The organism is Microcoleus sp. A003_D6 (genome assembly GCF_036702825.1).
Lineage (GTDB): Bacteria > Cyanobacteriota > Cyanobacteriia > Cyanobacteriales > Microcoleaceae > Microcoleus.
Window position 1 is genome coordinate 1 of record NZ_JAUBWA010000112.1, and the last position, 23,254, is coordinate 23,254.

Genomic DNA, 23,254 nt, shown 5'->3' on the forward strand with positions numbered 1-23,254 from the left:
GAACACTTACTAAGCAAGGGAAACAAGATAGGGCTGACGCACCCTACAATACTATTTTAAATGCGTAACAGCTTACTGACTGCTGACTGCTTCAGATCGAAAATCCCGGCTTCTTCAAGAAACCGGGTTCGATCGAAACGATCGCACCACAACTTTTTGGTGAGAGGTTTAATGGAGCGACCCACTCACGGAAATCTGATTGCTGGCGAAGCTTTACAGGAAAGAAAGTAGAATTACCGATCTCAACTTCCTGTCTGAGGGAACTAATCGGAAATCTCGATCCATCCGCGACGGATGGCGTGAAGGAGGCGGTTGACTGCATCTCGGTCATCTTCGCACAGAGCGCTTTCGCAGAGTGCGCGCAGTCCGTGGCTTTGAGAGCGAGTCAGATTGCCTGAATGGGTGACTTGATAGAATAGTTCAGCGATCGGGCGATCGGATTTTAAAGTCAGAACTTGCATAAAATCTCGTTGAAATCAACTACTCTAATATAGATTTTTTGAGAACAGAGTAGGGTGATTGCCGTCAGCTAAGCTGTGCGATCGTTTTTGGCCCGACTTGTGACCGAAGTCTGCGATTATACGTGACTAAATCACAGAGAACGAGAGACCTCGATCGCATTTGCTGTAATTGCGGCTCTGGCCTCAAACTTTTACGAAACCTCGAAAACTCCTGAGTGCAAGACTTTGAGCGCCCCGCGCCGCTGTTGTACGGGTGTGTCCGATCGACGACCTCGCACACTCTGGATTCGGAGACTTGTGAAGCTTTGGGTTCTCGACACTTGCACCCTCCGGGCCCAAAATTGCGATCGGCGACCCGCACCCTGAGATACAATAATGAAAAATAGTTCAATCCCACCTAGAAGCAGGTCAGTAAAACAATGATAATTATAGGTTACTTTTCGATTGCCTTAATCGTTTTTCTTGTTTGGTTCAAAAGTTTTTGGAACGATACTGCGACATCTAAAAAAGACTTAATTTCTTGGATGGCCTTAGTAATCGGCCCTCTGTTTTGGCCTGTTGTTCTGCCCCTATCCCTTTTGCAAATTACCAGCAAAAAGTCGGTAGTACAACCAGCTAACGGCGACCAAAAAATCTAATAAATTGTAGAAGTAACTGACTAAAACACAGTCGGTTATCTCGTCATAAATTATCTCAGGTGCATCTAGTGGCAGCGAGTAAATTATCTTTTTTTATGGTAAAAAAGCAGCGACAAGGTAGAATCACATAAAAAATATGAATCCCCAAACAGTATTTTTTACTGCGGTTACATTCTACCTGCTGCTTTTTGACGCTTGCTTTTATATTCCGTCACATCGTGATTTAAGGCTGCCAATAAGTCAAAAGTGTCAGACTCAAAATTGTCAGACAGCGACCCAAGTTTTTTTTTATCAAAAATTATCTGCTGCTTGCAGCAAGATCCAACTTAATATGCAATGCAACACGGTATGTTGCTGGCAAAAGTATAACTTCAGACATATTTCAGTGTCCTGCACACCAACTAAATAATTTTTATTGCTTCCGACCGCTGCGCACCATTAATCGATTTTGGGAAAATCCTTGCCGAGTGTTGAGTAACAGCTATACTCCATGCCCTGCAAGCTTTTGCGGCTCTATACTTTCAAATTTTAGCAGAGATCGCAGGCAATTGTAGAGTTCGTTGTTGCCAAAATTTCGGAACTCTTACCGAAGTTAGATAGACAAATAAACGCAGAGACTGCAATATGAAATAGGCAACAAAAACTCTTTCAAATCTCCAGCAGAACTTGTTTTATGCGATATCGGGCATCAGGAGCTGGATTTGCAGGAACTTCTCAAAAAGAGTGCCGTCACTGTATCCAAGTTTGCTATTTGCACAAAAAGTAGGAGTGAAAATGAACGAAATATCTGAGAAGCCAATTTATCGAATTCTTAATATAGTGTCGCTGCTAGCGCTGACATACTATGCAGCTACTTCTATCAATTACATTTTCCAGAGCGACGCTCACATCTACAGCTACGACAGCCACAGCAATTCCAACGGCTCAACAGCGCAACTCGAAGCACACCGCTCAGGGCAATAATACAGCTTGTCTATGAATGCCGAACTAAATTTCCGGGAAATGGCTAATTGTTAATGAGCCGCTCGAAGTTAACAGTTAGCAATCAGATATTTGCTTAAAACTTAATATTGTTAAATTAAATTGTAAAATCTAATTATTATATAAAAACTTACGGAGGGTCGGGGCGCAGTGTTACGTTCAAGAGTCGCTGACCGCTGCTCAAAGATTTGTCTGTTTGACTTTGACACTGTATGCCGAACCAACAGACAATTCAGATGCGCCGCAGCTTATTCTCAGCTTTGACAGAAGCGTCACAACTCTAGCGGCCCATCCGAAATCTCAACTCAATAACACAATCCCTGCATTATCTAATTCTCTGGATAGATGCCGCTGATGGCTGAAATGACGTAGGTGTATCGATCGGGTTTTTTCGCTAAAATCATCCGTCGATCGCGAGGGATATCGGTGGAAAAATCAAGCTTCGGAGCCTCAAGAGTGCGTCCGGGAATTTGTTGGGTTGAGTAAAGGCGGCCGCTACAAGCAGCGGTAAGGGTAGCGGCTTAAATCGCAGCGCGCGATCTGCGGCTAGGTTTGATTGAAGGCTGCCCGCAGCGTGCGCGGGCAGCCTTTCAAAGCCTGCTAAAAAATTTTGATTCCTGGGGAACTATAGGCGGAACTCAAAAGTCTGGTCAATCAGAGTCTACTGAAAAATCGCAACTCAGTTCTAGCCCCATTGCGGGCGATCGAACTTCCGGGCGATCGACAGTTGCCAATGACTGGGGTGCAATTTCTCAATCTTGAGAGCATACTCCGATTAAAAATGGTTTATGTGTATTTCCCGGCTATTGTTTTAAAAATAACTAGCCGCACCCAGGCTTGGTATGGTAAACTCACAAACGTTTAACTGGAATATTTTCGTGTTAGAGGAGGGAGTGGTGGAGTCGAGAGTCCAGAGCAGGAAACAACCGATATTGGCTGCTGAACGAATTACAGGATTCAACTCGCGATCTCTGGCTCCCTGCGGACAATTTAAATTACATGACAGCTTATAGCAGCCGGGTCAATTAGGGTCTCAACCGATGTCCGGTTTCATTTATTGAATCCCTTTGGAGGGAAAAGTGTATTGTAGAAAAATGATTCATCTTTTAGGAGGAGTGTAAATGACACAGGTAACTAATCCAACACAACCAGCAGTTTCACTACCTGGAGGTGGCGGTGGCTCAAACATTATCGGCATCCAAGGCGATAACAGATTGAGTGCAGGCAATGGTAACGATATCATCCTGACTTTTCGGGGCAATGATATCATCGCCGGTGGCGGTGGCGATGACATCATTTTTTCCGGGGCAGGCAATGACAGTGTTGGCGGCGGCGACGGCGACGACAGGATCGCAGCAGGCAAAGGCAGCGATGTGGTCGCTGGCGGCAGCGGCAATGACTTTATCTCTGGCGATCAAGGGAATGACCTCCTCGACGGCGGTGATGGCAACGACACCGTATCCGGTGGCGCTGGCAACGACACCGCACTCGGTGGCGCTGGCAACGATACAGTCTATGGCGACCAAGGCAACGATATTGTCAGCGGCGGCGACGGCAACGACAGCCTGTTCGGCGGTAAAGACAACGATACTGTCAATGGTGGCTCTGGCAATGACTTTATCTCTGGCGACAGAGGCAGCGATGTCCTGACCGGCGGTGCTGGCAGCGATACGTTCTTCTTCTTCTCCAGCGGTGGCGATTATGGCGTAGATACGATCACTGACTTTGCCCCAGGCGAAGATAAGATCCGCTTGCAGGCGACAGGCGGTGGTGTGTTCTCTGCTTTGGGCACGTTGGACTCCAGCGATTTTGTCGTCGTTTCTGGTTTCAACGCAGCCAGCCCAGGAACCGCGAACAAGTTGGTCTACGATCCCACAAACGGTGCGTTGTACTTCAACGGCACCAGCGGAGTGCTAACTATTGCTCAGTTGCAGACTGGCCTGACGATTACCTCGAACAACTTCGAGTTGTTCTAAAACAACTGGCTGTTGTGGGGCAGCACCGGATAAGATTCGGGGCTGTTCTCACAAATCCGATAGTTTTAAAGGATTTCAACCTCACTCTGCCACAAGCGGGGTGAGGTTGAAATATTCAATGCCGGAACTGAAGCAGGGGCTGTTAAAAAAAATCGATCGACAGTTGTTGATAAAATTAATCGATCGCCCGATCGGGCAAAATATAAATACAAAGTTTTTAAATCATAATTTCTAGGTTTTACTGAAGCGGTAAAGAAACCGCAACCGCACCGCGAGCAATGAGCACTGAAGAATACATCCGGCAAGCCCAAATTTATTTGAACCGGGGGAAGTTAACTGAGGCGATCGAGTTTTGCAAAAAGGCGATCGAACTTCAACCGTTTTCGCCCTCGGCTTACACGACTTTAGGTGAAATTCTGGAAGCGAGCGGCGATCCGACGGCGGCAAGAGACGCTTTTGTGCAAGCTTTGGAGATTTCGCCGCAGTTTTTTCTGGCTCATGCTTATTTGGGTCAACTTTACAGCGAGTATTGCTGGCTGGATGAGGCGGCTTTTCACTACCGACAAGCTCTGGATTTGAAACCAGATTGGGCGGAACTTCATTATAACTTGGGAAATGTTTTTCACAAGCAGGGTAATTTGTTGGGGGCGATCGACTGTTACCGAAGTGCGATCGCCAAAAAACCCAATTATCTCGATGCTTTCTACAATCTGGCTGTGGTTTTAGATGAAAATAGTCAGCTCGAAGCGGCAATTGATACCTACCGACAGGCGATCGCCCTGAAGCCGGATTACGTGGAAGCTTACAGCAATCTGGGTGTGATTTTGCTCAAGGAAGATCGGGCTGCTGAGGCGATCGAGCTTTACCAACGGGCGATGGAGATTAAGCCGGATTGGGCGACGCTGCACAATAATTTGGGTCAAGCTTTGCTGGCCAAAAGTCCGGAAAGGGCGATCGCATCTTACCTCACAGCTATTGAGTTGGAGCCGGACATGGTTTTGGTTCACTACAATCTGGGGAAAGCGTGGCAATTGCAGGGGGAACATTCGGCGGCGGTTGCTTGTTTCGATCGCGCGATCGAGCTGAATCCCGACTATATTGCGGCCTATACAGACGCCGGGTTTTCTTTGATGGTTTTGGGGAAAATTGCGGAAGCCATGCCTTATTTTAAGCGGGCGATAGCTCTGAAGCCGGATTTTGTTGAGGCTTACTGCCGCTTGGGAGACAGGCGCAGAGTTGCTGCTGTAGAAGATGATGAATTGTCAAGGGCGATCGCTGCGTGCGATCGATTTCTCGCAGCACTAACTGGAAGGAAGAAGGAAGGCACAACACCGATTTTGACACGGATACACGGATTAATTATCGAGCATGAGTCAGATGTTGAAGGAACAGGGAAGAAGTCTGAGGGAAGGCACGATACGGATTTTGACACGGATACACGGATTAATGCTCCACAACAGGGAAGAGGGCAGCAGGAAAAATTATCAATGCCCAATGCCCAATTCCCCATGCCCAATGCCCAATTACCAATTGCTGAAATTTGCGATAATTTAGCCGAAATTTACTTGCATTTGGGAAATGCTTTAACAGAGTACGGCGGAGACGAATCGGCCGCCGCTTATTATCAAAAAGCTTTGCAAATTCAGCCACAAAATGTAGAGATTTACTGGCGGGTGGGAAACTCCTTAGCCCAGCAACACCGGTTCACGGCAGCAATTGCAGTTTACCGCATGGCTTTGACGATTCAACCTGCTTTACCGCAGGTTTATTTTGAGTTGGCAAAACTGCTGGAAAAACAGGGGTGTTGGGAACGGGCGATCGATTATTATCAAAAGGTTTTAGAGTTGCAATTGCACGGGTACGGGGAGCAGAAAGAGTGGGAGAAACAGAGTTTTAAGTCGCCAGATAGCAATTCTATAAAACCTCCTCACGGTATTTATTTATCTAGTTGGGATTGGCTGGTCAATGCTAAGTTGGATGCGGACAATTATGTTGAAATAGTTTGGGAAGAGGCACCAGAAGCCTGTGCAGAAAATATTCAGAATTCTCAACTACCAATTGGTCATTCCCAATTGGCAAATTCCGATTGTGCAGGTTTAACTTGCGGGCTCTGTTTGCAGCGACTTTCTAAGTGGTTCGATCCGGTGCATTTGGGTTGGGGAGTTTGCCGTTTGTCCAACTTGCAACCGCTACCTGTGGAGTCGCCAAAGACTTTTGTCGCACAGATTCCTAACGGGCGAGTTTGGATTGTGCCGCAGGAAAATTATTGGCTGATTTGTAAGGCGATCGCAGTTATTACTCCTGACAATTATTTGTTGGCTGATGTGTCGAGAGATTATCCGGGGTTTTTGCCTGGATGCGAAAAGCATGATGTTAGAAAACACAGCGTTTTTCAGTTAGAATCATTTCCCGCTTTAAAGCAAATTGATGGCAGCGTGGCGGTGCTTTCTGGTTTGTCGGGAAATGTCTATTTTCACTGGATGGTTGATGTTTTGCCGAGGATAGAATTGCTGCGGCACAGCGGTAGGGATTTGGCAGAGATTGATTGGTTTTTGGTGAATAGTTGTCAGCACGAATTTCAGCGAGAAAGTCTGAAAATTCTGGGCATTCCCGAAGAGAAAGTCTTGGAGAGCGATCGCTTGCCTCACATTCAAGCAACAGAGTTAATTGTACCGTCTTTTGCGGGATATTTGGGCTGGCCTTCTGGGTGGGCGATGGATTTTTTGAGGCGCGAGTTTCTCAAGGGAATTATAGCTAGTTCGCGCTATCCAAAACGCATTTATATCAGCCGCAGCAAAGCGAGATACCGACGAGTTTTGAACGAGGAAGATGCGATCGAGGTTTTGGAGAAATCGGGATTTGTTTCTATTTGGCCAGAGTCGATGTCTTTGGCAGAGCAAATTGCTTATTTTTACCACGCTGATGTGATAGTTGCCGCCCACGGCAGCGGGTTGACAAATACGATTTTTTGTCGCCAGGGAACTAAAGTCATTGAGTTGGTGTCGCCTCACTATATCAGCCATTATTACTGGGGAATCAGTCAATATCTGAAGTTGGAACATTACTTTTTAGCTGGTGAGGCTTTTGAATGCTATCCTATTAGACAGTTGATGTATCAGAATTCGCTGACTGAGGATATTTTGGTGAACTTGAGTTCGCTGAAAAGGATGGTTGAGGTGGTGGGTTTGGGTTAGTTGATGTCTGGAGAAAGTTTAATTATGCCCTCGATTGAGAAGATGGAAAAGGCAGCGGTTGATTTGAGTCGGCAAGCAGAAGTTTATTTAGCCGAAGGAAAGTTGAATGAGGCAGTTGCTGCTTGCGAGTCAGCCTTGAAAATTGAACCTAATTTGGCCGCAGCTTGTCAGACGCTGGGAAAGGTGATGCAGGTTCGAGGTGAAATTGAGCAAGCTAAGCAGTGGTATGAAATGGCGATCGATCGCAATCCAAATTTGCCGGAAGTTTATGCGAATCTAGGCAGTTTGTATTCTCAGGGGAAACAGTGGGAAAAGGCGATCGCAAATTGTGAAAAAGCGATTTCGCTAGCGCCGAATTTTGCTGCTGCTTACCGGCAGTTGGCGAGAATTTGGACGCAGTTGGAGAAGCGAGAAGAGGCGGCAGAAAGTTGGTATCAAGCTTTTAATATTGAGCCGAATTGGGCAACTGCTGACGAGCACGTCACTCTGGGAAATAGTTTAGTTGAATTGGGAAAGTTCGATCGAGCTATGGAGTGTTATTCGCGGGCAATTAAGTTAAACCCGCAACTGGCAATAGCTTATCACAATTTGGGAGAAATGCTGGTTGGTCAGAAGCGGTGGGATGAGGCGATCGCCAATTACCGACAAGCCATTACCATCAATCCAAATTCGTTTGAATCTTACCACAGTTTGGGTAAAACTTGGGCAGATCGAGGAGAATGCGATCGGGCGATCGCCTGTTACCGCAAAAGCATCGAACTCAATCCCAACTACGCTCGTGCTTACCTTGGTTTGGGCAATGTTTTCGCGCAAAAGCGCGAGTTGGATGAAGCTATTAAATGTTACCGTCAGGCTCTTGAAATTAACGATAATTCCTACTGGGCATACAATTGCTTAGGGGACGCTTTGGCTCAAAAAAAACTGTGGCCCGAAGCTATTAGTTGCTACCGCAAAGCTATTGAAATAAATCCCAATATTCCTTGGTTTTATGTCAATTTGGGAATTGCTTTAACTTGCGAACAATCCTGGGATGAAGCTGTTAGCGCTTACCTGCACGCGGTTCAGATTGAGCCGAATTTGACGGGAATTAATCAGAGGTTGGGATATGTTTTGCGGAAGCGAAGCGAATCGGGTTTAGACAGCACCATCGAAACTTACTGTCAAGCTATTGAGTTACTTGCCAGCGGGAAAATTTACCACAAATTGCTGGGAATTGAGTTAGATGGAGCGGAGTTTTATATAAATTTAGGCAATAGTTTAGCAAAACAGAAGCAGTTGGAAGGTGCGATCGTATTTTATAGTATGGCACTGCAAATTGAACCCAATGCTGCGGAAGTTGTCGCCCAACTGGATGAGGTTCGGGCAAAACAACAGGAGTTATACGCACAAATTGCCGCTTACCGTCGCCAAATAGAAATCGAGCCGACCAATTCTAAGCCTTACAACGATTTAGGAAATATTTTACCCCAATTAGGGGAATTAGAAGAAGCAATTATTTGCCACCAAAAAGCAAGCGAATTGAGGGGTTGGCCTGAGTGTGCGGCGAAAGATTATCAATTTACCCAAGATTGGTTTACCCACAATATTCCTATTTGGCAACGGCATTTGCAGGAATTTACCGGAATTGCGGATTTTCAAGTTGTGGAAATCGGCAGTTTTCAGGGAATGTCGGCTTGCTGGCTGCTGGATAATATTTTAACTCATCCGACGGCAAAGATTACTTGTATTGATTTGTATTTCCAAGAACATTTTAAGGGCAATATTGTTAAAACGGGAGCAGCAGATCGGGTAATTGAATTAGAAGGTTACTCTCAAAAGTTGTTAATTAATTTGGCTTCTGAATATTACGATGTTGCTTACATTGACGGCTGTCACAAACCCACCAGTGCTCTGCAAGATGCGATTTTATCTTGGAGGTTGGTGAAAGTTGGGGGATTGATGATTTTTGATGATTACGAGTTTACGTTTCCCGACAGCCCGGAGCAAGATACTAAAATTGGGATAGATGTTTTTTTGGAGATGTTTGGAAGTCAGTTAGAAGTAGTACACAAAGGCTATCAACTGATTGTCAAAAAAATCGGCAATCAAAGTTTGGGCGAAGAACAAACTCTTTTGGCTCTGGGTTGGGAAAAGTTGGGGGATGCTGCGGCAAATGCGGGTTATTTGGATGAGGCGATCGAACGCTATCAAACAGCTATTAAAATTAAGTCGGGCAACTACTTAACTTACCACAAGTTGGGTAAAACTCTGCAAGAGAAAGAACTGTTTGAGGAAGCTCGGGCCGCTTACCAAAGGGCGATCGCACTCAACGCTAATTTTAGTTGGGCTTACCACTTTTTGGGGGAAACTTTGCAGGCGATCGAGGAATATGCCGAAGCCGCTGCTGCTTACCGCAAAGCTATTGAGTTAAATCCCGATTTTTGTTGGACTTACAACAATTTAGGCGATGTGTTGATGGAGCTTGCTGAGTGGGAGGAAGCTGCTGTTGCTTACCGCAAGTTAGTTGAACTAAATCCCGATTTTTGTTGGTCTTACGAGAGATTAGGTAAGGCTTTGGTTGCACTGGAAAACTGGGAGGAGGCGGCGGCGGCTTACCGCAAAGCTATTGAATTAAATCCCGATGATTGTTGGCTGTACAATAGTTTGGGGGAAGTTCTGGAAGCACAAGAAAATTGGCCCGAAACAGCAGCGGCTTTCGATCGCGCTATTGAGCTAGAACCCGAGCATAGTTGGCTGTACAAAAAGTTGGGCGATGCACTGCGGAATCAAGGGGAATTGGAAAGGGCGATCGCCATTTACGAAAAAGGTATCAGTCTCGATCCAAAATCATGCTGGTGTTACGAAGGATTGGGTTTGAGTTTAATTGCGAAACAGCAGTGGGAACCTGCGATCGCTAATTTAGTTCAAGCCCTGCAAATTCAACCCGATTTGTTTGAAGCTTACGATAATATAGGTTATGCTTGGGAACAACAAGGAGAAGGTGATGAGAGCGATCGGGCAAAATGCAGCAATCAAATATTACCTTTAAGTGTACTCAAAAAATACTGTGGTTTTACAGAAGATTTGACCGTGGCGGCAGAATCCAATCCGCACCTTACCTGCATTGACATCCATCCTGCGAGTGAAATCAATTTATCTAATTCCAAAACAATCGATAGCAGCCACAGATTTTGGGAACATCAAAGTCATTCCAGAAAAGCTTTTGTTGCCGTATTGCCAAACGGACGAGCTTGGGCAGATGTTGTGACTACCGCCGTCATTACTTCAGACAATAAACTTGTTGCTGATATTTCAATGGGTTGTGCTGAATTGGTAATCACTTCCGACAAATTGCCTGCCGCTGAACACGTCGATGGAAATGTGGCTTTTTTATCTGCTCGCTGGGGTGGAGCCGCTTATTTTCATTGGATATTTGATGTGATTACGCGATTTGACCTTTTGCAGCGGAGCGGATTGATAGAAACTATAGATAAGTTTGTTGTCAATGCCTCGGATTCTTCCTATCAAGCGGAAACTTTAGAGACTTTAGGAATTCCTCAAGAAAAAATTTTAGAAAGTCGCTGCAATTTACACATTACAGCAGATAAATTAATAGTTCCATCAATATCATATGACGGAGCGGGGGCGGTTTCAAAATGGAAGTGTGAATATCTCAAACAGGCATTTTTAAATAAACAACAGGTAGTAAATACAGACTATTCAGAGCGAATTTATATAAGCCGCCAACAAGCATCTTATCGGCGAATAGTCAACGAGGAAGAGCTAATTAAATACTTAGAAAAATTTGGGTTTCGCAGTGTCAAATTGGAAACGATGTCGGTAGCGGAACAAGCATCGTGTTTGGCTGCTGCTAAAGTGGTTGTTGCACCTCACGGAGGGGGGTTGACTAATCTAGTTTTTTGCAGTCCCGGAACTAAGGTAATTGAGATTTTTTCTCCCCTTTACGTTCCGCATTGTTATTGGATGATTAGCAATTTGTGCGGTTTGGAACATTACTATTTAATTGGCGATTTGGTTGATGATGGAACTCCGACCAAACCCTTACATAAAAATATGCGGTTGGATTTGAACTCGCTGGAAAAATTAATGAGTATTGCAGGAGTTTTGCATGGATAATGACTGCCACAATTTGGGTAATTCCCTGCAAGAAAGCGGTCGGTTTGATGAGGCTGTTGCTGCTTACAAAAAAGCTGTTGAATTAAATCCCAGGTTTTCGTGGTCTTATCACAGTTTGGGCGATGTTTTGCTGAAACTTGAAAAATGGGAGGAAGCTGTCGCTGCTTACAAAAAAGCTGTTGAGTTAAATCCAGATTTTTCGTGGTCTTATCACAATTTGGGCGATGCTTTGCTGAAACTTCAGCGATGGGAAGAGGCTGCTGCTGCTTACCGCTGCGAGATTGCACTCAACTCGGATTTTGCTTGGTCTTTTTGCAATTTAGGCGATGCTTTAACTCAACTAAAACAGTGGGATGAAGCTATCGCCGCGTATTTAAAAGCTATTGAAATTGACGGAGATTTGCCGGGAATTTACGAGAAGTTGGGATACGCTCTCGGACAAACAGAGTCTGATTTACAGTCTGTGTTAGAAAAATGTCAATTGGAAGTTACACCGGAAAATGTAGAGTTTTATTTGCAGTTAGGTAAGAATTTAGCAAAGTACGATCGCCCAAAAAGCGCAATTATTATTTACAAATTGCTATTGACAAATAGGTCGAGTTGTGCAGAAGTCTCAGCGGAATTAGAGGAGTTGTTGCAGGAGCAAGAAAAGTGCGATCGCGCATTAGCCTCATCTCGCGCAACTGTCGCCCAAAAACCAGATGATTGCTGGTCTTATTACAATTTAGGTGCTGTTCTGAGCCGCCAAAAATATTGGGAGGAAGCGGCGGTGGCATTTTTTCAAGCAATAGAAATAAATCCCGATCTTCCTTGGTGGTTTTATTACAATTTGTGGGAAGTTTTGGTTAGGCAAAACAAGCTGGATGAAGTGGAGAACTTGTGCCGCGAAGTTGTTGCAGCTAAACCGGAGGCTTTTTGGCCTTATCTGAATTTGGGAGAAGCTTTGACGAGGCAAGGTAAAATTGCGGAGGCGATAGATTTTTATCGAACTGTCAGTTACAAACAAAGTTTTGCATCTATTCTCAGTAAGAGAACAGGCAAGATGCCTGTTCCACAAGCAGATACAGGCAAGATGCCTGTTCCACAAGCAGATACAGGCAAGATGCCTGTTCCACAAACAGATACAGGCAAGATGCCTGTTCCACAAAATTGGAACTTAAAACCAGTCAAAGTTCCTAACTTTATAATTATTGGTTCTCAGCGGTGCGGCACAACTTCTCTGTATACTTATTTAGCCCAACACCCGCAAATTTTGACTCCGATTAAAAAGGAGATGGATTTTTTCTCGTGGCACTTTGACAGAGGGATTGATTGGTATTTGGCTCATTTTCCGCCAATGCCTCCGGGAGAGCAATTTGTAACTGGCGAAGCAAGTCCGAGCTATTTTGACTGCCGGGAAGCGCCGGAACGTCTCTACAGCGCGTTTCCAGAGGCGAAACTCGTTGTACTTTTGCGAAATCCGGTCGATCGCGCGATTTCTCATTTTTACCGCTTAAAGGGCTTAAATTGGGAAGCGCGATCGCTCGATCGGGCAATTAGCGCTGAAATTGAACGGTTGAATCAAAATCCCGAATACATTATCGGCGAGGAACCGGGGAATTATTTAGCTCGCGGTAGGTACATAGAATTTATTAAAAATTGGCGGGCTTTCTTTCCCCCAGAACAGTTGTTAATTTTGAAAAGCGAAGATTTTTATGCAGGTGCGGCGACTATAGTCCAGCAGGTTTTAGAATTCTTAGATTTGCCGGAATATCAATTGTCTGAGTATCAAAATGCTAATCCCGGTTCTTATCAGCGGGTAAATGAATCGGTTCGCGACAGGTTGAGCGATTATTTCCGACCTTACAATCAGGAATTAGAGGATTATTTAGGGCGAAAATTTGATTGGGAATAAGATAGGACGTACGGTTGAAACCGCACCTATACAAACAAAACCTGCCTCCGCAGGTTGAATAAAAGGCGATTAAAATTAGGTTTTTCTCTTCAGTCTGCGGAGGCAGACATCGTTTGTGTAGACGCGGTTTCAACCGCCGTCTGCTAAGATTAGAACAACTTGTAAGGAGGTAATACCAATGCTGACGATCGAGCTAAGCTAATCCGCATTTAAATTGCACAGTCAAATAAATTTTTCCTCTTGTGGGGTGGGCATCTTGCCCGCCCTCAACATACAAATTAAATGCACAACAGCTTAGATACATTACTTAAGGAACAAGCACTCCAACGCCAAGATCCTGAAGAGCGCTACATCACGGATAGGGTGAACTGGGAACAATACGAGACACTGCTAAATCAAATTGGAGATGCACCTGGATATCGAGTTACTTATTTAGATGGAATTTTAGAAATTATCTTACCTTCTCGCCACCATGAAAATCGAAAAAAAAGCATTGGAAATCTGCTGTTTATTTACTTTTTAGAAGCTGACATCGAATATTTTCCTTTTGGGTCTACAACTCTGCGACAAGAGGAAAAAAGTGGCGGTACGGAACCGGATGAAGCTTACTGTATTGGCACAGATAAAGAATTTCCCGATTTGGTAATTGAAGTGATTGTTACCAGCGGCAGCATCAATAAACTGGAATTGTATAGAAGGTTGAAGGTGCCAGAGGTTTGGTTCTGGCGAAATGATAGATTTTCTATCTACCATTTGCGAGAAGAGATTCCGGTTGAATTTGTGTCGAATTGCGGTTATGAACTAATCACAAACAGCGAATTGCTACCGGAACTTGATATTGAGATGTTGACAGAATGTGTAAAAAATCCTCACCCGCTAGCAGCAGCAAAGGCATGGAGGCGAAATTTGCGTTAGCGAAGACGAGCAACTGACTCGCGCGCGCCCAACTCCCAAGAAAAAACCCGCCGCCCTTGACAAGTCATACTCGTTATGAGTACGCTTAAAGCAAAGGAATTTAACCCAAGTACCAAAGGATTCAAAATCATGCTGGCGAACCAAGAAGGTCAAAGAGTACCCAAAGTCACCTTTCGCACTCGCAAAGACAACGAGTGGGTGGATGTCACCACCGATGATTTATTTGCAGGCAAAACCGTAGCAGTGTTTTCGCTACCGGGAGCTTTTACTCCCACTTGTTCGTCAACGCACCTCCCCGGTTACAACGAATTGGCGAAAGTTTTCAAAGAAAATGGCGTAGATGAAATCGTTTGTATTTCCGTCAATGACGCTTTTGTGATGAACGAGTGGGCAAAAGACCAAGAATCAGACAATGTGACGTTAATTCCCGACGGTAACGGCGAATTTACTCAAGGCATGGGAATGCTGGTAGACAAAACAGACTTAGGCTTTGGCAAACGGTCTTGGCGTTATTCCATGCTGGTAAAAGATGGCGTGGTTGACAAAATGTTTATTGAGCCCGAGGAACCGGGAGACCCTTTCAAAGTGTCCGATGCCGAGACGATGCTCAACTACATCAACTCCGCAGCAGCGAAGCCGAAGGTAGTTTCGCTGTTTACCAAAATGGGCTGTCCCTTCTGCGCTAAGGCTAAGGCAATGCTGACTGAAAAGGGCTTGGATTATGAAGAAATCCTCTTGGGCCGGGATGCCACAACCCGATCGCTCCGGGCTGTGACTGGGGCTACAACTGTGCCGCAAGTATTTATCGACGGCAAGTTGATTGGTGATTCCGAAGCCCTAGAGTCTTATTTGGCTGTTGCTTAGTTAAACAAAAATACTTAGCCTGCGGGTTTGCAGTGCACGCCTTACTCGTTGTAGGGTGTGCAGTTTGCGTCTTTGCCCTATTTGGCGGTATTTAGCCCGATCGAGCTTTCGGGTAAAAAGTTCGATCGCTCTATCGATCCATTCTCGTGCAACAATTACTGGGGAAGTAATATTAAAAACGCAAGAAATGGGAGTGAACGATCGTGGATTTGAGTTTAGTAGCGTCAAATATCTTAAATCCCCCAATATTGGCTTTTTTCATGGGAATGCTGGCAATTTTTCTCAAATCTGATTTAGAAATTCCAGCGCCCATCCCCAAACTGTTTTCGCTGTACCTGCTGTTCGCGATCGGATTTAAAGGTGGCGTCGAACTGTCCAAAAGCGGAATTGACCAACAAGTCGCCCTGACAATTTTGGCAGCGATGCTGATGTCAATGCTAGTACCACTTTATACTTTTTTCATACTGAGGATCAAACTCGACGCCTACAATGCTGCGGCGATCGCAGCCACCTACGGTTCCATCAGCGCCGTCACATTTATCACCGCAACCTCCTTCCTCACAGCACAGGGGATCGACTTTGACGGTTACATGGTAGCCGCGCTAGCATTAATGGAATCCCCAGCAATTATAGTCGGTCTAATTCTCGTGAGTGTATTCGGCGGGGAAGAAGGAAAACGCGAAATAGTTTGGCCAGAAGTGCTGCAAGAAGCCTTCCTCAACAGTTCAGTTTTTCTGCTCATTGGCAGCCTCATTATGGGCATCATGACAGGAGAACACGGTTGGGAAGTTATGAGTCCGTTTACTCAAGACTTATTTTATGGAGTTCTGACTTTTTTCTTGCTAGACATGGGGCTGGTTGCTGCTAGTAGAATTAAAGATTTGCAAGAAGCAGGAATTTTTCTGATCGGCTTTGCAATCCTGATTCCCATAGTCAACGCAGTAATTGCTTTGCTAATAGCCAAATTAATCGGAATGCCGGAGGGAGACACTTTGCTGTTTGCCGTATTGTGCGCGAGTGCTTCTTATATAGCAGTACCAGCAGCCATGCGCCTAACTGTTCCCGAAGCGAATCCCAGTCTTTACATTTCGACAGCTTTAGCAGTGACGTTTCCATTTAATATCATTGTAGGCATTCCCCTGTATCTATACGGAATCAATATGTTTTGGAGGTGAGATAATGGAGTCAGTTAAAAGAGTAGAAATCATAGCCCACTCGGTGGAACTCGGCAGGATTTTAGACGGTTTAGACAAAGCTGGCGTACCCGGTTATTCGGTGATTCGTGATGTCGCTGGAAAAAGCACCAGGGATCACGTCTCCCGCGGTTCATCAATGACGGCGCTGGATAACATTTATGTGCTTGCTTTTTGTGCTCCCGATCAAGTGTCAGCAGTTGCAGAAAACATTAGACCAGTTCTCAATAAGTTTGGCGGGTCATGTTTTATTTCAGATGCGGTGGAATTGCTAATTACTAGGTGTGTTGGGTAGTCAGCAGTCAGCAGTCAATAGTCAATAGTCAATAGTCAGCAGTCAACTGTCAACTATTCCTTCGGTCAACTGTCAACTGTCATCAGCCATTAGAAACCCGGGTTTATTTAATAAATCGGGTTTCTGAATATCTAGCCATTTCACATCAAAATTAGCGACTTCTTCCACATAAAAAACCAGCGAGCTTTTGCATAAGTTTTTTCTGATTATACTAAATCCGGGTTAGCTACCCCCTTGATGATTTCACAGACGTAGGGTGCGTCGCCACGAATAATTCTCGCCCTCAACCAGGATTAAGTGAGCGACGCACCCTACAATTTATAACGGGATAAATAACCCGGATTTGGTATTACTTGAGCGTAATTTAATCGAATACGCTTGAGTTAACGCTTTAAGATGAGTTTGATGTCACGAATTTACGGGAGATACAGGCATCCTCGAGCAGCCTCATTATTCTTAACTGAACCGTATTGTAATTTAATCAACGATAATGTGAGAAAAATCTGTGTTGATTATAGCAATTTTACAATTGTAAAATTATTACCCATTATTAGCCAGCGGTCATTTCAATATTAATTGTCCTTCCCGCCCGCACCAAATTCAGAATTCTTAAGATATAGAAAAGAATCTGTTGCAAAAACAGGCGAGCGTGGTAAATTCTAAGCCACAACAGGCGATCGCCCGATCGACTAACGATATTTTCAATAGGAGTTTAAACATGGCTGCATTAAAAGTCGGCATCAACGGATTTGGTCGCATCGGACGGCTAGTCATGCGTGCCGGCATCAAAAACCCCAACATCGAATTTGTCGGCATTAACGACTTAGTTTCGCCAGACAACCTGGCTTATCTTTTCAAATACGACTCCACCCACGGCATTTACGACGGCGAAGTTGAAAGTAAACCAGACGGGATTGTCGTTGACGGAAATTTTATCCCCTGCACAGCGATTAGAAATCCTGCCGAATTGCCGTGGGGTAAATCCGGCGCAGATTATGTTGTAGAATCTACCGGATTGTTTACAGATTTTGAAGGCGCATCAAAACACTTGACGGCGGGAGCAAAACGAGTAATACTTTCAGCACCGACAAAAGACCCGGAAAAAGTTGCAACATATCTAGTAGGTGTGAACCACCACAAATTTGACCCGACCAAAGATACTGTTGTTTCTAATGCTAGCTGTACGACGAATTGTCTAGCACCAATTGCCAAAGTTATCAACGATAATTTCGGTTTGGAAGAAGGTTTAATGACGACAGTTCACGCGATGACAGCTACTCAACCAACTGTAGACGGGCCCAGCCAAAAAGATTGGCGGGGAGGACGCGGTGCGGGTCAAAATATTATTCCATCTTCGACCGGTGCGGCAAAAGCTGTTACTTTGGTGTTGCCGGAATTGAAAGGAAAATTGACGGGAATGGCTTTGCGCGTCCCAACTCCCGACGTGTCTGTAGTTGACCTTACTTTCAAAACGGGGAAGGAAACTAGCTACAAAGAAATTTGCGAAGCCATGAAAAAAGCTTCGGAGGGCGAACTCAAAGGCATTCTCGGGTATACTGAGGATGCGGTGGTTTCGACAGATTTTCAGGGCGACGCGCGATCGAGCATTTTCGATGCAGGTGCGGGAATTGAACTGAATTCTAAGTTTTTCAAAGTTGTTTCTTGGTACGACAACGAGTGGGGTTATTCTAGCCGCGTGATTGATTTGATGCTGTCGATGGCCGAGAAAGACGGAATTTTGAATAATTAATTTTTTGGGGGTGTGGCATTTTGGGCGGGCTAGAAGCCCACCCCACAAACAAATTCCTAGAATTTTTTGTGGAACGGGCATCTTGCCCGTTCCTGATAATGTTACCTAATGTGAGTTAAACTTTTTTTGTTTCCGATTCGATCGCGATTATGTCTGAATTGCCACTTCTGGACAACGAAACTATTTGGGCTATCCTCAACGAAGAGATAGACGATGCTGCCGTCAACCGATTAGTTTGGCTGTATCTGGGCTACCGCTGCGATGCCGAGACAGGTAAGTGGAACAGTGCTGATGTTGCACCCGAGTGGCGTCTAGAGTACCCGGAACCCCCGGATTTTATTGATTCTAGACCCGCGACGGTGAAATTGACTCGATCGACTCCTCCAGAAAACAAGCAGTTGCTGAAGGAAAAATTGGGGTTTAAGGGCTATAAAATTGGGGAATTCGGGCCGAGACAGACTCGCAGGGCGACGATGGCTAATTGGTTGATGGGTTTTATGGAAGTTGAAAGCTAAAATCTCAAATCTCAAATTGACTGAAATCTGGCTGTTGTTTGAATTATTCTAGGAACAAAACAACTTTGAGGAAAGCTTTATGAAAATAACCTCGATTTCTCGCTTAACCAGCATTTCCCTCGCTGGGCTAATGCTAGCAGGCGTTTGTGTAAGTGCGATCGCCACACCAGCCACCACCCAACCCGCAACCCAAATCGCCGCGACTGCCAAAAAGCGCCTCGTCGTCATGGACTTCGACTACGGCACCACCAACAGCTATTACACTTCCTACAGGGGAGTCGGCGCCGCCAAAGGCATCAGCGAACTGCTAATCAACGAACTCGTCAACAACGGCACTTATAAGGAATACCCTGAAAACCCCGTGACTTCAGTCCGGGGATGAAAGGGCGTTGCAGGATTTATCCTGCCTGTTCTCTTTACCTCAATCCTGAATCTAAAATCCAATCTTTTTAATTCAAAAAACTTTCTTAAAAAGTTGGACAAGACGGGACAATATGGTAAACTAAGACAGTCAAGGTTAAACTCCTTTGTCCGAAGTGAAACAGGAAATGAGACACAGTTTTAGGCATGAACTGGGGGACAAAGTGCGGCGAAAACACTCTAAACAGCCGAAACCGAAAATGTAGGTTTCAATCCAGCAAACATAAACTTTTCTACTGGGAATTGTTAAGTAGGGTAGGGCATACCCAAACTCTAGATAAATATTCTAGTACGCTTTTGGAGATAGACCCGCTGGGCTGTTTCTGAATTGGACTCATCAATTGGTGGTACTCCACGGTTAAAAAGTTTAAGTATTGCCGTGAGGACAGAACATTTTAAGGTCAGTCGCTGAATTAAGAATCCCCTCGGCTTTAGCCAGGGGAGTGTCAAACAGTAGTCGATCGTAGCAAACTCGAACAAGTGCTCAAACAGCAAAATCGCAGCGGTACGATGGATGCCGGCACAGCAGCAGAAATTGGCAAACAATTAGGAGTTGACGCCGTACTCATCGGCACCATTACCCGGTTTAATATCGACAAACAATCCGGCGGCGGCAGTTTCATGGGAATCGGCGGCGGTTCGCAAAAAACGAAAGCTACGGTTCAAATAGACGTGCGGTTAATTGGTACAGCTTCAGGAGATATTCTTGCCACCGCCAAAGCAGTAGGAGAAGCGGATCAAAGCGATTCTAATATTTCCGTTAGGGGTATTGGCGGCAATTCCGGCAGTAGCAATGAAGATTCACTTTTGAGTTCGGCAGTTGACAAAGCCGTATCCCAAATGGTGACTAAACTTGCAGAAGTATCTAAGAAATTAGGTTAGAAATTTTGAAACCTTTTTAGATTTTAGATTGTGAATTATTAAATCTAAAATCTAAAATCTAAAATTAGGTCACCTATTTGCGGGCGATTGTACCAGTTAATCTTAGTTTTGTTTAGGAATCTGCATTTTTAGTTCAACTAAACTCGCTCAAATCTGCTCAACATACTCAAGCATTAACAGTTTAATTAGCATTGGGATTTGAGTCAGAACCAACAGCGCATTTCCCCTGTTGATTCGGGTTGGGAGTCGGGTTAGACGCTACCTTAGAAATGGCATCTTGTTCTTTAATCCATCCGATTTCCCCCGCTTGCAGGTTGGCGATTTCTACTGCATCAACTGTTGGCTTAACTGCGGGGGAAACCGAGGGAGGTGCCACAGCGGGAGGTGAATTTAGTGCAGGTTTTGAAACAGCAGAAAAATCTTTATTTGACTTGGGTTTGGGAGAGTTCGACCGCACTATTTCAGGAATCGAACAAACTTTCACTTCCAGCCAATTGCCTTGAGGCGTAAGCTGTTTTTTTGTCACCTGCAAAACGCTACCTGCCGGGACTGTTCCTTTGACAGTCAACTCACCGATTCCGACTCGCAAATCCAAGCGATCGCCCTCTTTTCCCAATTCCCCCGCCGCAGAACTTTTAATCTCTATAAACGAGCCTTCTTCTAAAGATTTGACCCCAGAAGGTACAGATTCAACAGTTTTCTGCGGCGTACTTCCAATATTAATTAAACCGCGTTTCCCGAAAATCGACTCCCCGGCAGTATCGATCGCCCGACCTACCGGAGGGATGAAAAAATAAGCAAATACACCCCCCAAACCTAATAAAAATACAATTTTCAGCAGCAGCGAAAATAGGCTTTTGCCCTTGTCCGGTGGCTGTACCAACTGCGTTTTCCCTTGAAAATCAGCATCGCCAAGGGCTGTGCTATCGGTCAAATCGGTTGGCGTATCCTCGCTGTCAGCAATTAGTTCGATCGGCACATCTAAAGGTGCGACAGACAATTCTGTAAAAGTATTGCCTTCTTCCCTCAAATGTGCTTGACAGTGAATTAAAGCAACAGTGACATTATCGTGACCGTTTCTAGTATTAGCAATCTCGATCAGCCGATCGCGCGCCTTCGCCACATTAATGCTACCGTCGAGAATTGGCAAAATCTCCGCTTCCCAACATTCCTCAACCCGGTCTTTATCGCTCAAACCGTCGGAACACAGCAGCAAAACGCAATCCTCATCCACCGCAAAACGCTGCACAGTCGGGTGCAGAGTGTTGGAGGAAGTAATGCCCAAAGCTTGAATCAGAGCTCCGGCGGCCACTTGTTCCAAAGCATCCCGGTAGAGGGAGTAGCCCAAACGCACCTCGCGGCAAGCCACATCATCGTCGAGAGTAACTTGATAGCAACCGGTGCGGGTAATCCAGTAAGCCCGACTGTCTCCGACGTGGGCGACGTATAGTTCGTGTATGTGGGCTAAAGCCATAACTAGCGTAGTTCCCATCCGCTGGCGGCCTTGGCGGTGTTCGCTGTCGTTGCGACCGGCTATTTTGTCGTTAGCAGCACAAGCGGCCCGTTCCAGCTTGGAAGTCAGGCTCAGCGGGTCCCAATTAGCTTGATGCAGGGGCATTTGCTGCAACTTGTCGCGCAGCACAGCAATCGCTTCTTCCGAAGCGACTTCGCCCCCGTCTTGTCCGCCGATACCGTCGCAGACGATCGCGCAAGCCGACGATCCCGGGTTTCCTGCGAACACCGTACCGCTGGGCGGATAGCAAGCATCTTCGTTGTGAGCCCGCGCTCGGCCCACATCCGTGCCCGTGGCAATCTCAACATGACGATCGTACGATCGGCCGCATTTTGCCAGAGCTTTATCCAACTGGCCCATCAGTTGTTCGCCGTTGCGCACTTGACCGGCCACCATTTGCTGGCAAAGTTGCCTCAAAAAATTGGCAATCGCCGGGTGAGCATCTTCGAGCCACTGCTGCCACAATTTGCCCAACTGCGACAAATTAGGCGGTTTGCGATCGGGCTGCAATTCCAGAAACCGCACCAATTGCCCTTCCACCCGCAGCAGTTCTGGAGTCAGCAGCGTCGAAGCCACGCCCTGAGCGATACACGGCTGCCACAACTTGGCAATTTGCCACAGCCAATTGAGCTGGCGCATCGCGGCGGCTCCTTTCCAGGAGTCGGCCAATTCCGGCATTAAAGATTCCGTCACCTTCAAAATCGGCCCGTTTTCCAGCAGCCAGATATCTCCCGAGAGCTTGCTCGTCTGCGAGGATACCAGCCCGTATACTTGAGGTACGTGCAACTGATAGGCAAACAGTCTCAAATAAGGAGTGACAACACTCGGAATCTCTTCGGGCAGTTCCGGCAACTGTTCGGGTTGAGTATCGACAAGAAGTCGATCGCGCTTGACCAAGTAGCGACCAGCGATCAGATCGCCGGGCCTACACCCTTTGATCCCTTCACCTAAAGCCCATAAGTAGTGTTTTGCCACAGAGTTTTGCATAAGGGTTCCTGACGCCTTTGGACAAGCGTGCCGATCTGAACTATTTTAGCGCTTGAACCTCGACGGGTTGATACGTGGCGATGATTTTACACCCCGCTTTCTCAGCAGACGGGGAGGCTTAAGACTTCGCAGTCCTAATATCCTGATTTTTCAGGTTCCCAGGCTCACCACGTTTGCACTTTTATGTGCGCTGCGAGCTCTCCTGACAATGTTTTAGGCGTGACTTCCCCCCAGTGTAGGGGTAGATTTTAAAGTCTTGTACTGACACGAACAGTCTACCATTTTGTTGACCTCCGGATAAATCTTGCTATCATTTGTCAGGGTTCAACGCTGGCGCGACACCGCAGTCAAGGGCTTGAGAGCAGGCTGTTTTCAGCATATTCCCGATCGTGCCAATTTCTGAATAAATCGCGGCAGTTAACGGAATTGAGGTTTTAGACTGATTGTAATGGTACGATCTAGATACGCAGAAATCACCTGAGCCGACAGGGATAAATATCAATTCTCGGTTTTTTCGCGAAGGGCGATCGGTGCCTCGCGCCTGAGCTTGGCAAGTAAAGTTAATTTAACTAATGTGAATGGTAAGTCCCGCGCTCTACCGGAGGTGAGCGTCGGGATGAAAATGAACCAAAAAATAACTTGAGCGACAGCGAATCAATA

At 45.7% G+C, this 23,254-nt stretch carries 16 protein-coding genes and 1 pseudogene; 15 read left to right on the plus strand and 2 right to left on the minus strand.

All coding sequences use genetic code 11. The annotated features are described in order from the left end of the window. Positions 1-60: 60 nt before the first annotated feature. Complete coding sequence (locus QUB70_RS24980; protein ID WP_332984112.1) at positions 61-231, plus strand: hypothetical protein; 171 nt, start codon at positions 61-63, stop codon at positions 229-231. 32 nt (positions 232-263) lie between these two features. Here QUB70_RS24980 and QUB70_RS24985 read toward each other — a convergent pair whose 3' ends face one another. Continuing rightward, complete coding sequence (locus QUB70_RS24985) at positions 264-461, minus strand: hypothetical protein (protein WP_332984114.1); 198 nt, start codon at positions 459-461, stop codon at positions 264-266. Between the two features lie 1,412 nt (positions 462-1,873). Here QUB70_RS24985 and QUB70_RS24990 point away from each other — a divergent pair. The 14 genes and pseudogenes from QUB70_RS24990 to QUB70_RS25055 form a co-directional block, all read left to right on the plus strand. Beyond that, positions 1,874-2,062 carry a hypothetical protein gene (locus QUB70_RS24990; protein ID WP_332984116.1) on the plus strand — a complete coding sequence of 63 codons (189 nt, stop codon included), beginning with the start codon at positions 1,874-1,876 and terminating at the stop codon, positions 2,060-2,062. 570 nt (positions 2,063-2,632) lie between these two features. Next, positions 2,633-2,842: a hypothetical protein gene (locus QUB70_RS24995; protein ID WP_332984117.1), complete on the plus strand. Its 210-nt coding sequence runs from the start codon at positions 2,633-2,635 to the stop codon at positions 2,840-2,842. A gap of 359 nt (positions 2,843-3,201) precedes the next feature. Further along, on the plus strand, positions 3,202-4,056 hold the full coding sequence (locus QUB70_RS25000) for a calcium-binding protein (protein WP_332984119.1): 855 nt from the start codon (positions 3,202-3,204) through the stop codon (positions 4,054-4,056). A gap of 278 nt (positions 4,057-4,334) precedes the next feature. Then, the gene (locus QUB70_RS25005; RefSeq protein WP_332984120.1) at positions 4,335-7,250 is read left to right on the plus strand and encodes a tetratricopeptide repeat protein; all 2,916 of its coding nucleotides are present in this window, start codon (positions 4,335-4,337) and stop codon (positions 7,248-7,250) included. A 24-nt stretch (positions 7,251-7,274) separates the two neighbouring features. After that, positions 7,275-11,366: a tetratricopeptide repeat protein gene (locus QUB70_RS25010; protein WP_332984121.1), complete on the plus strand. Its 4,092-nt coding sequence runs from the start codon at positions 7,275-7,277 to the stop codon at positions 11,364-11,366. Next, positions 11,359-13,260 carry a tetratricopeptide repeat protein gene (locus QUB70_RS25015; RefSeq protein WP_332984122.1) on the plus strand — a complete coding sequence of 634 codons (1,902 nt, stop codon included), beginning with the start codon at positions 11,359-11,361 and terminating at the stop codon, positions 13,258-13,260. Before QUB70_RS25010 ends, QUB70_RS25015 begins: the two co-directional genes overlap by 8 nt. A gap of 282 nt (positions 13,261-13,542) precedes the next feature. Then, a complete protein-coding gene (locus tag QUB70_RS25020) occupies positions 13,543-14,175 on the plus strand; it encodes a Uma2 family endonuclease (protein ID WP_332984123.1) in 633 nt (210 codons plus the stop codon). Positions 14,176-14,304: 129 nt separating this feature from the next. Further along, positions 14,305-15,039 (plus strand): glutathione peroxidase, encoded by a 735-nt coding sequence (locus QUB70_RS25025; protein WP_332984130.1) that lies wholly within the window; start codon positions 14,305-14,307, stop codon positions 15,037-15,039. A 203-nt stretch (positions 15,040-15,242) separates the two neighbouring features. Beyond that, positions 15,243-16,214: a sodium-dependent bicarbonate transport family permease gene (locus tag QUB70_RS25030; protein ID WP_332984124.1), complete on the plus strand. Its 972-nt coding sequence runs from the start codon at positions 15,243-15,245 to the stop codon at positions 16,212-16,214. A 4-nt stretch (positions 16,215-16,218) separates the two neighbouring features. After that, a complete protein-coding gene (locus QUB70_RS25035; RefSeq protein ID WP_332984126.1) occupies positions 16,219-16,527 on the plus strand; it encodes a P-II family nitrogen regulator in 309 nt (102 codons plus the stop codon). 718 nt (positions 16,528-17,245) lie between these two features. After that, positions 17,246-18,277 carry a type I glyceraldehyde-3-phosphate dehydrogenase gene (gene gap, locus QUB70_RS25040; RefSeq protein ID WP_332984131.1) on the plus strand — a complete coding sequence of 344 codons (1,032 nt, stop codon included), beginning with the start codon at positions 17,246-17,248 and terminating at the stop codon, positions 18,275-18,277. Between the two features lie 149 nt (positions 18,278-18,426). After that, positions 18,427-18,792, plus strand: coding sequence for a DUF1823 family protein (locus QUB70_RS25045; RefSeq protein ID WP_332984127.1), 366 nt, complete (start codon positions 18,427-18,429; stop codon positions 18,790-18,792). Positions 18,793-18,871: 79 nt separating this feature from the next. Continuing rightward, positions 18,872-19,174, plus strand: a complete 303-nt coding sequence (locus tag QUB70_RS25050; RefSeq protein WP_332984128.1) for a hypothetical protein — start codon at positions 18,872-18,874, stop codon at positions 19,172-19,174. Positions 19,175-19,668: 494 nt separating this feature from the next. Further along, positions 19,669-20,094 (plus strand): annotated as a pseudogene (locus QUB70_RS25055) (CsgG/HfaB family protein); the annotation flags it as partial. A gap of 181 nt (positions 20,095-20,275) precedes the next feature. Here the strand turns inward: QUB70_RS25055 and QUB70_RS25060 are convergent. Beyond that, complete coding sequence (locus QUB70_RS25060; RefSeq protein WP_332984129.1) at positions 20,276-22,594, minus strand: protein phosphatase 2C domain-containing protein; 2,319 nt, start codon at positions 22,592-22,594, stop codon at positions 20,276-20,278. Between the last annotated feature and the right edge of the window lie 660 nt (positions 22,595-23,254).

Bases quoted from the DNA above. Each gene is read 5' to 3' on its own strand.
- QUB70_RS25035 (WP_332984126.1), top strand. From the start codon at position 16,219: ATGGAGTCAGTTAAAAGAGTAGAAATCATAGCCCACTCGGTGGAACTC.
- QUB70_RS24980 (WP_332984112.1), top strand. From the start codon at position 61: ATGCGTAACAGCTTACTGACTGCTGACTGCTTCAGATCGAAAATCCCG.
- QUB70_RS24990 (WP_332984116.1), top strand. From the start codon at position 1,874: ATGAACGAAATATCTGAGAAGCCAATTTATCGAATTCTTAATATAGTG.
- QUB70_RS25015 (WP_332984122.1), top strand. From the start codon at position 11,359: ATGGATAATGACTGCCACAATTTGGGTAATTCCCTGCAAGAAAGCGGT.
- QUB70_RS25005 (WP_332984120.1), top strand. From the start codon at position 4,335: ATGAGCACTGAAGAATACATCCGGCAAGCCCAAATTTATTTGAACCGG.
- QUB70_RS25020 (WP_332984123.1), top strand. From the start codon at position 13,543: ATGCACAACAGCTTAGATACATTACTTAAGGAACAAGCACTCCAACGC.
- QUB70_RS25000 (WP_332984119.1), top strand. From the start codon at position 3,202: ATGACACAGGTAACTAATCCAACACAACCAGCAGTTTCACTACCTGGA.
- QUB70_RS25025 (WP_332984130.1), top strand. From the start codon at position 14,305: ATGCTGGCGAACCAAGAAGGTCAAAGAGTACCCAAAGTCACCTTTCGC.
- QUB70_RS25010 (WP_332984121.1), top strand. From the start codon at position 7,275: ATGCCCTCGATTGAGAAGATGGAAAAGGCAGCGGTTGATTTGAGTCGG.
- QUB70_RS24985 (WP_332984114.1), bottom strand. From the start codon at position 461: ATGCAAGTTCTGACTTTAAAATCCGATCGCCCGATCGCTGAACTATTC.
- QUB70_RS25060 (WP_332984129.1), bottom strand. From the start codon at position 22,594: ATGCAAAACTCTGTGGCAAAACACTACTTATGGGCTTTAGGTGAAGGG.
- QUB70_RS25050 (WP_332984128.1), top strand. From the start codon at position 18,872: ATGAAAATAACCTCGATTTCTCGCTTAACCAGCATTTCCCTCGCTGGG.
- gap (WP_332984131.1), top strand. From the start codon at position 17,246: ATGGCTGCATTAAAAGTCGGCATCAACGGATTTGGTCGCATCGGACGG.
- QUB70_RS25045 (WP_332984127.1), top strand. From the start codon at position 18,427: ATGTCTGAATTGCCACTTCTGGACAACGAAACTATTTGGGCTATCCTC.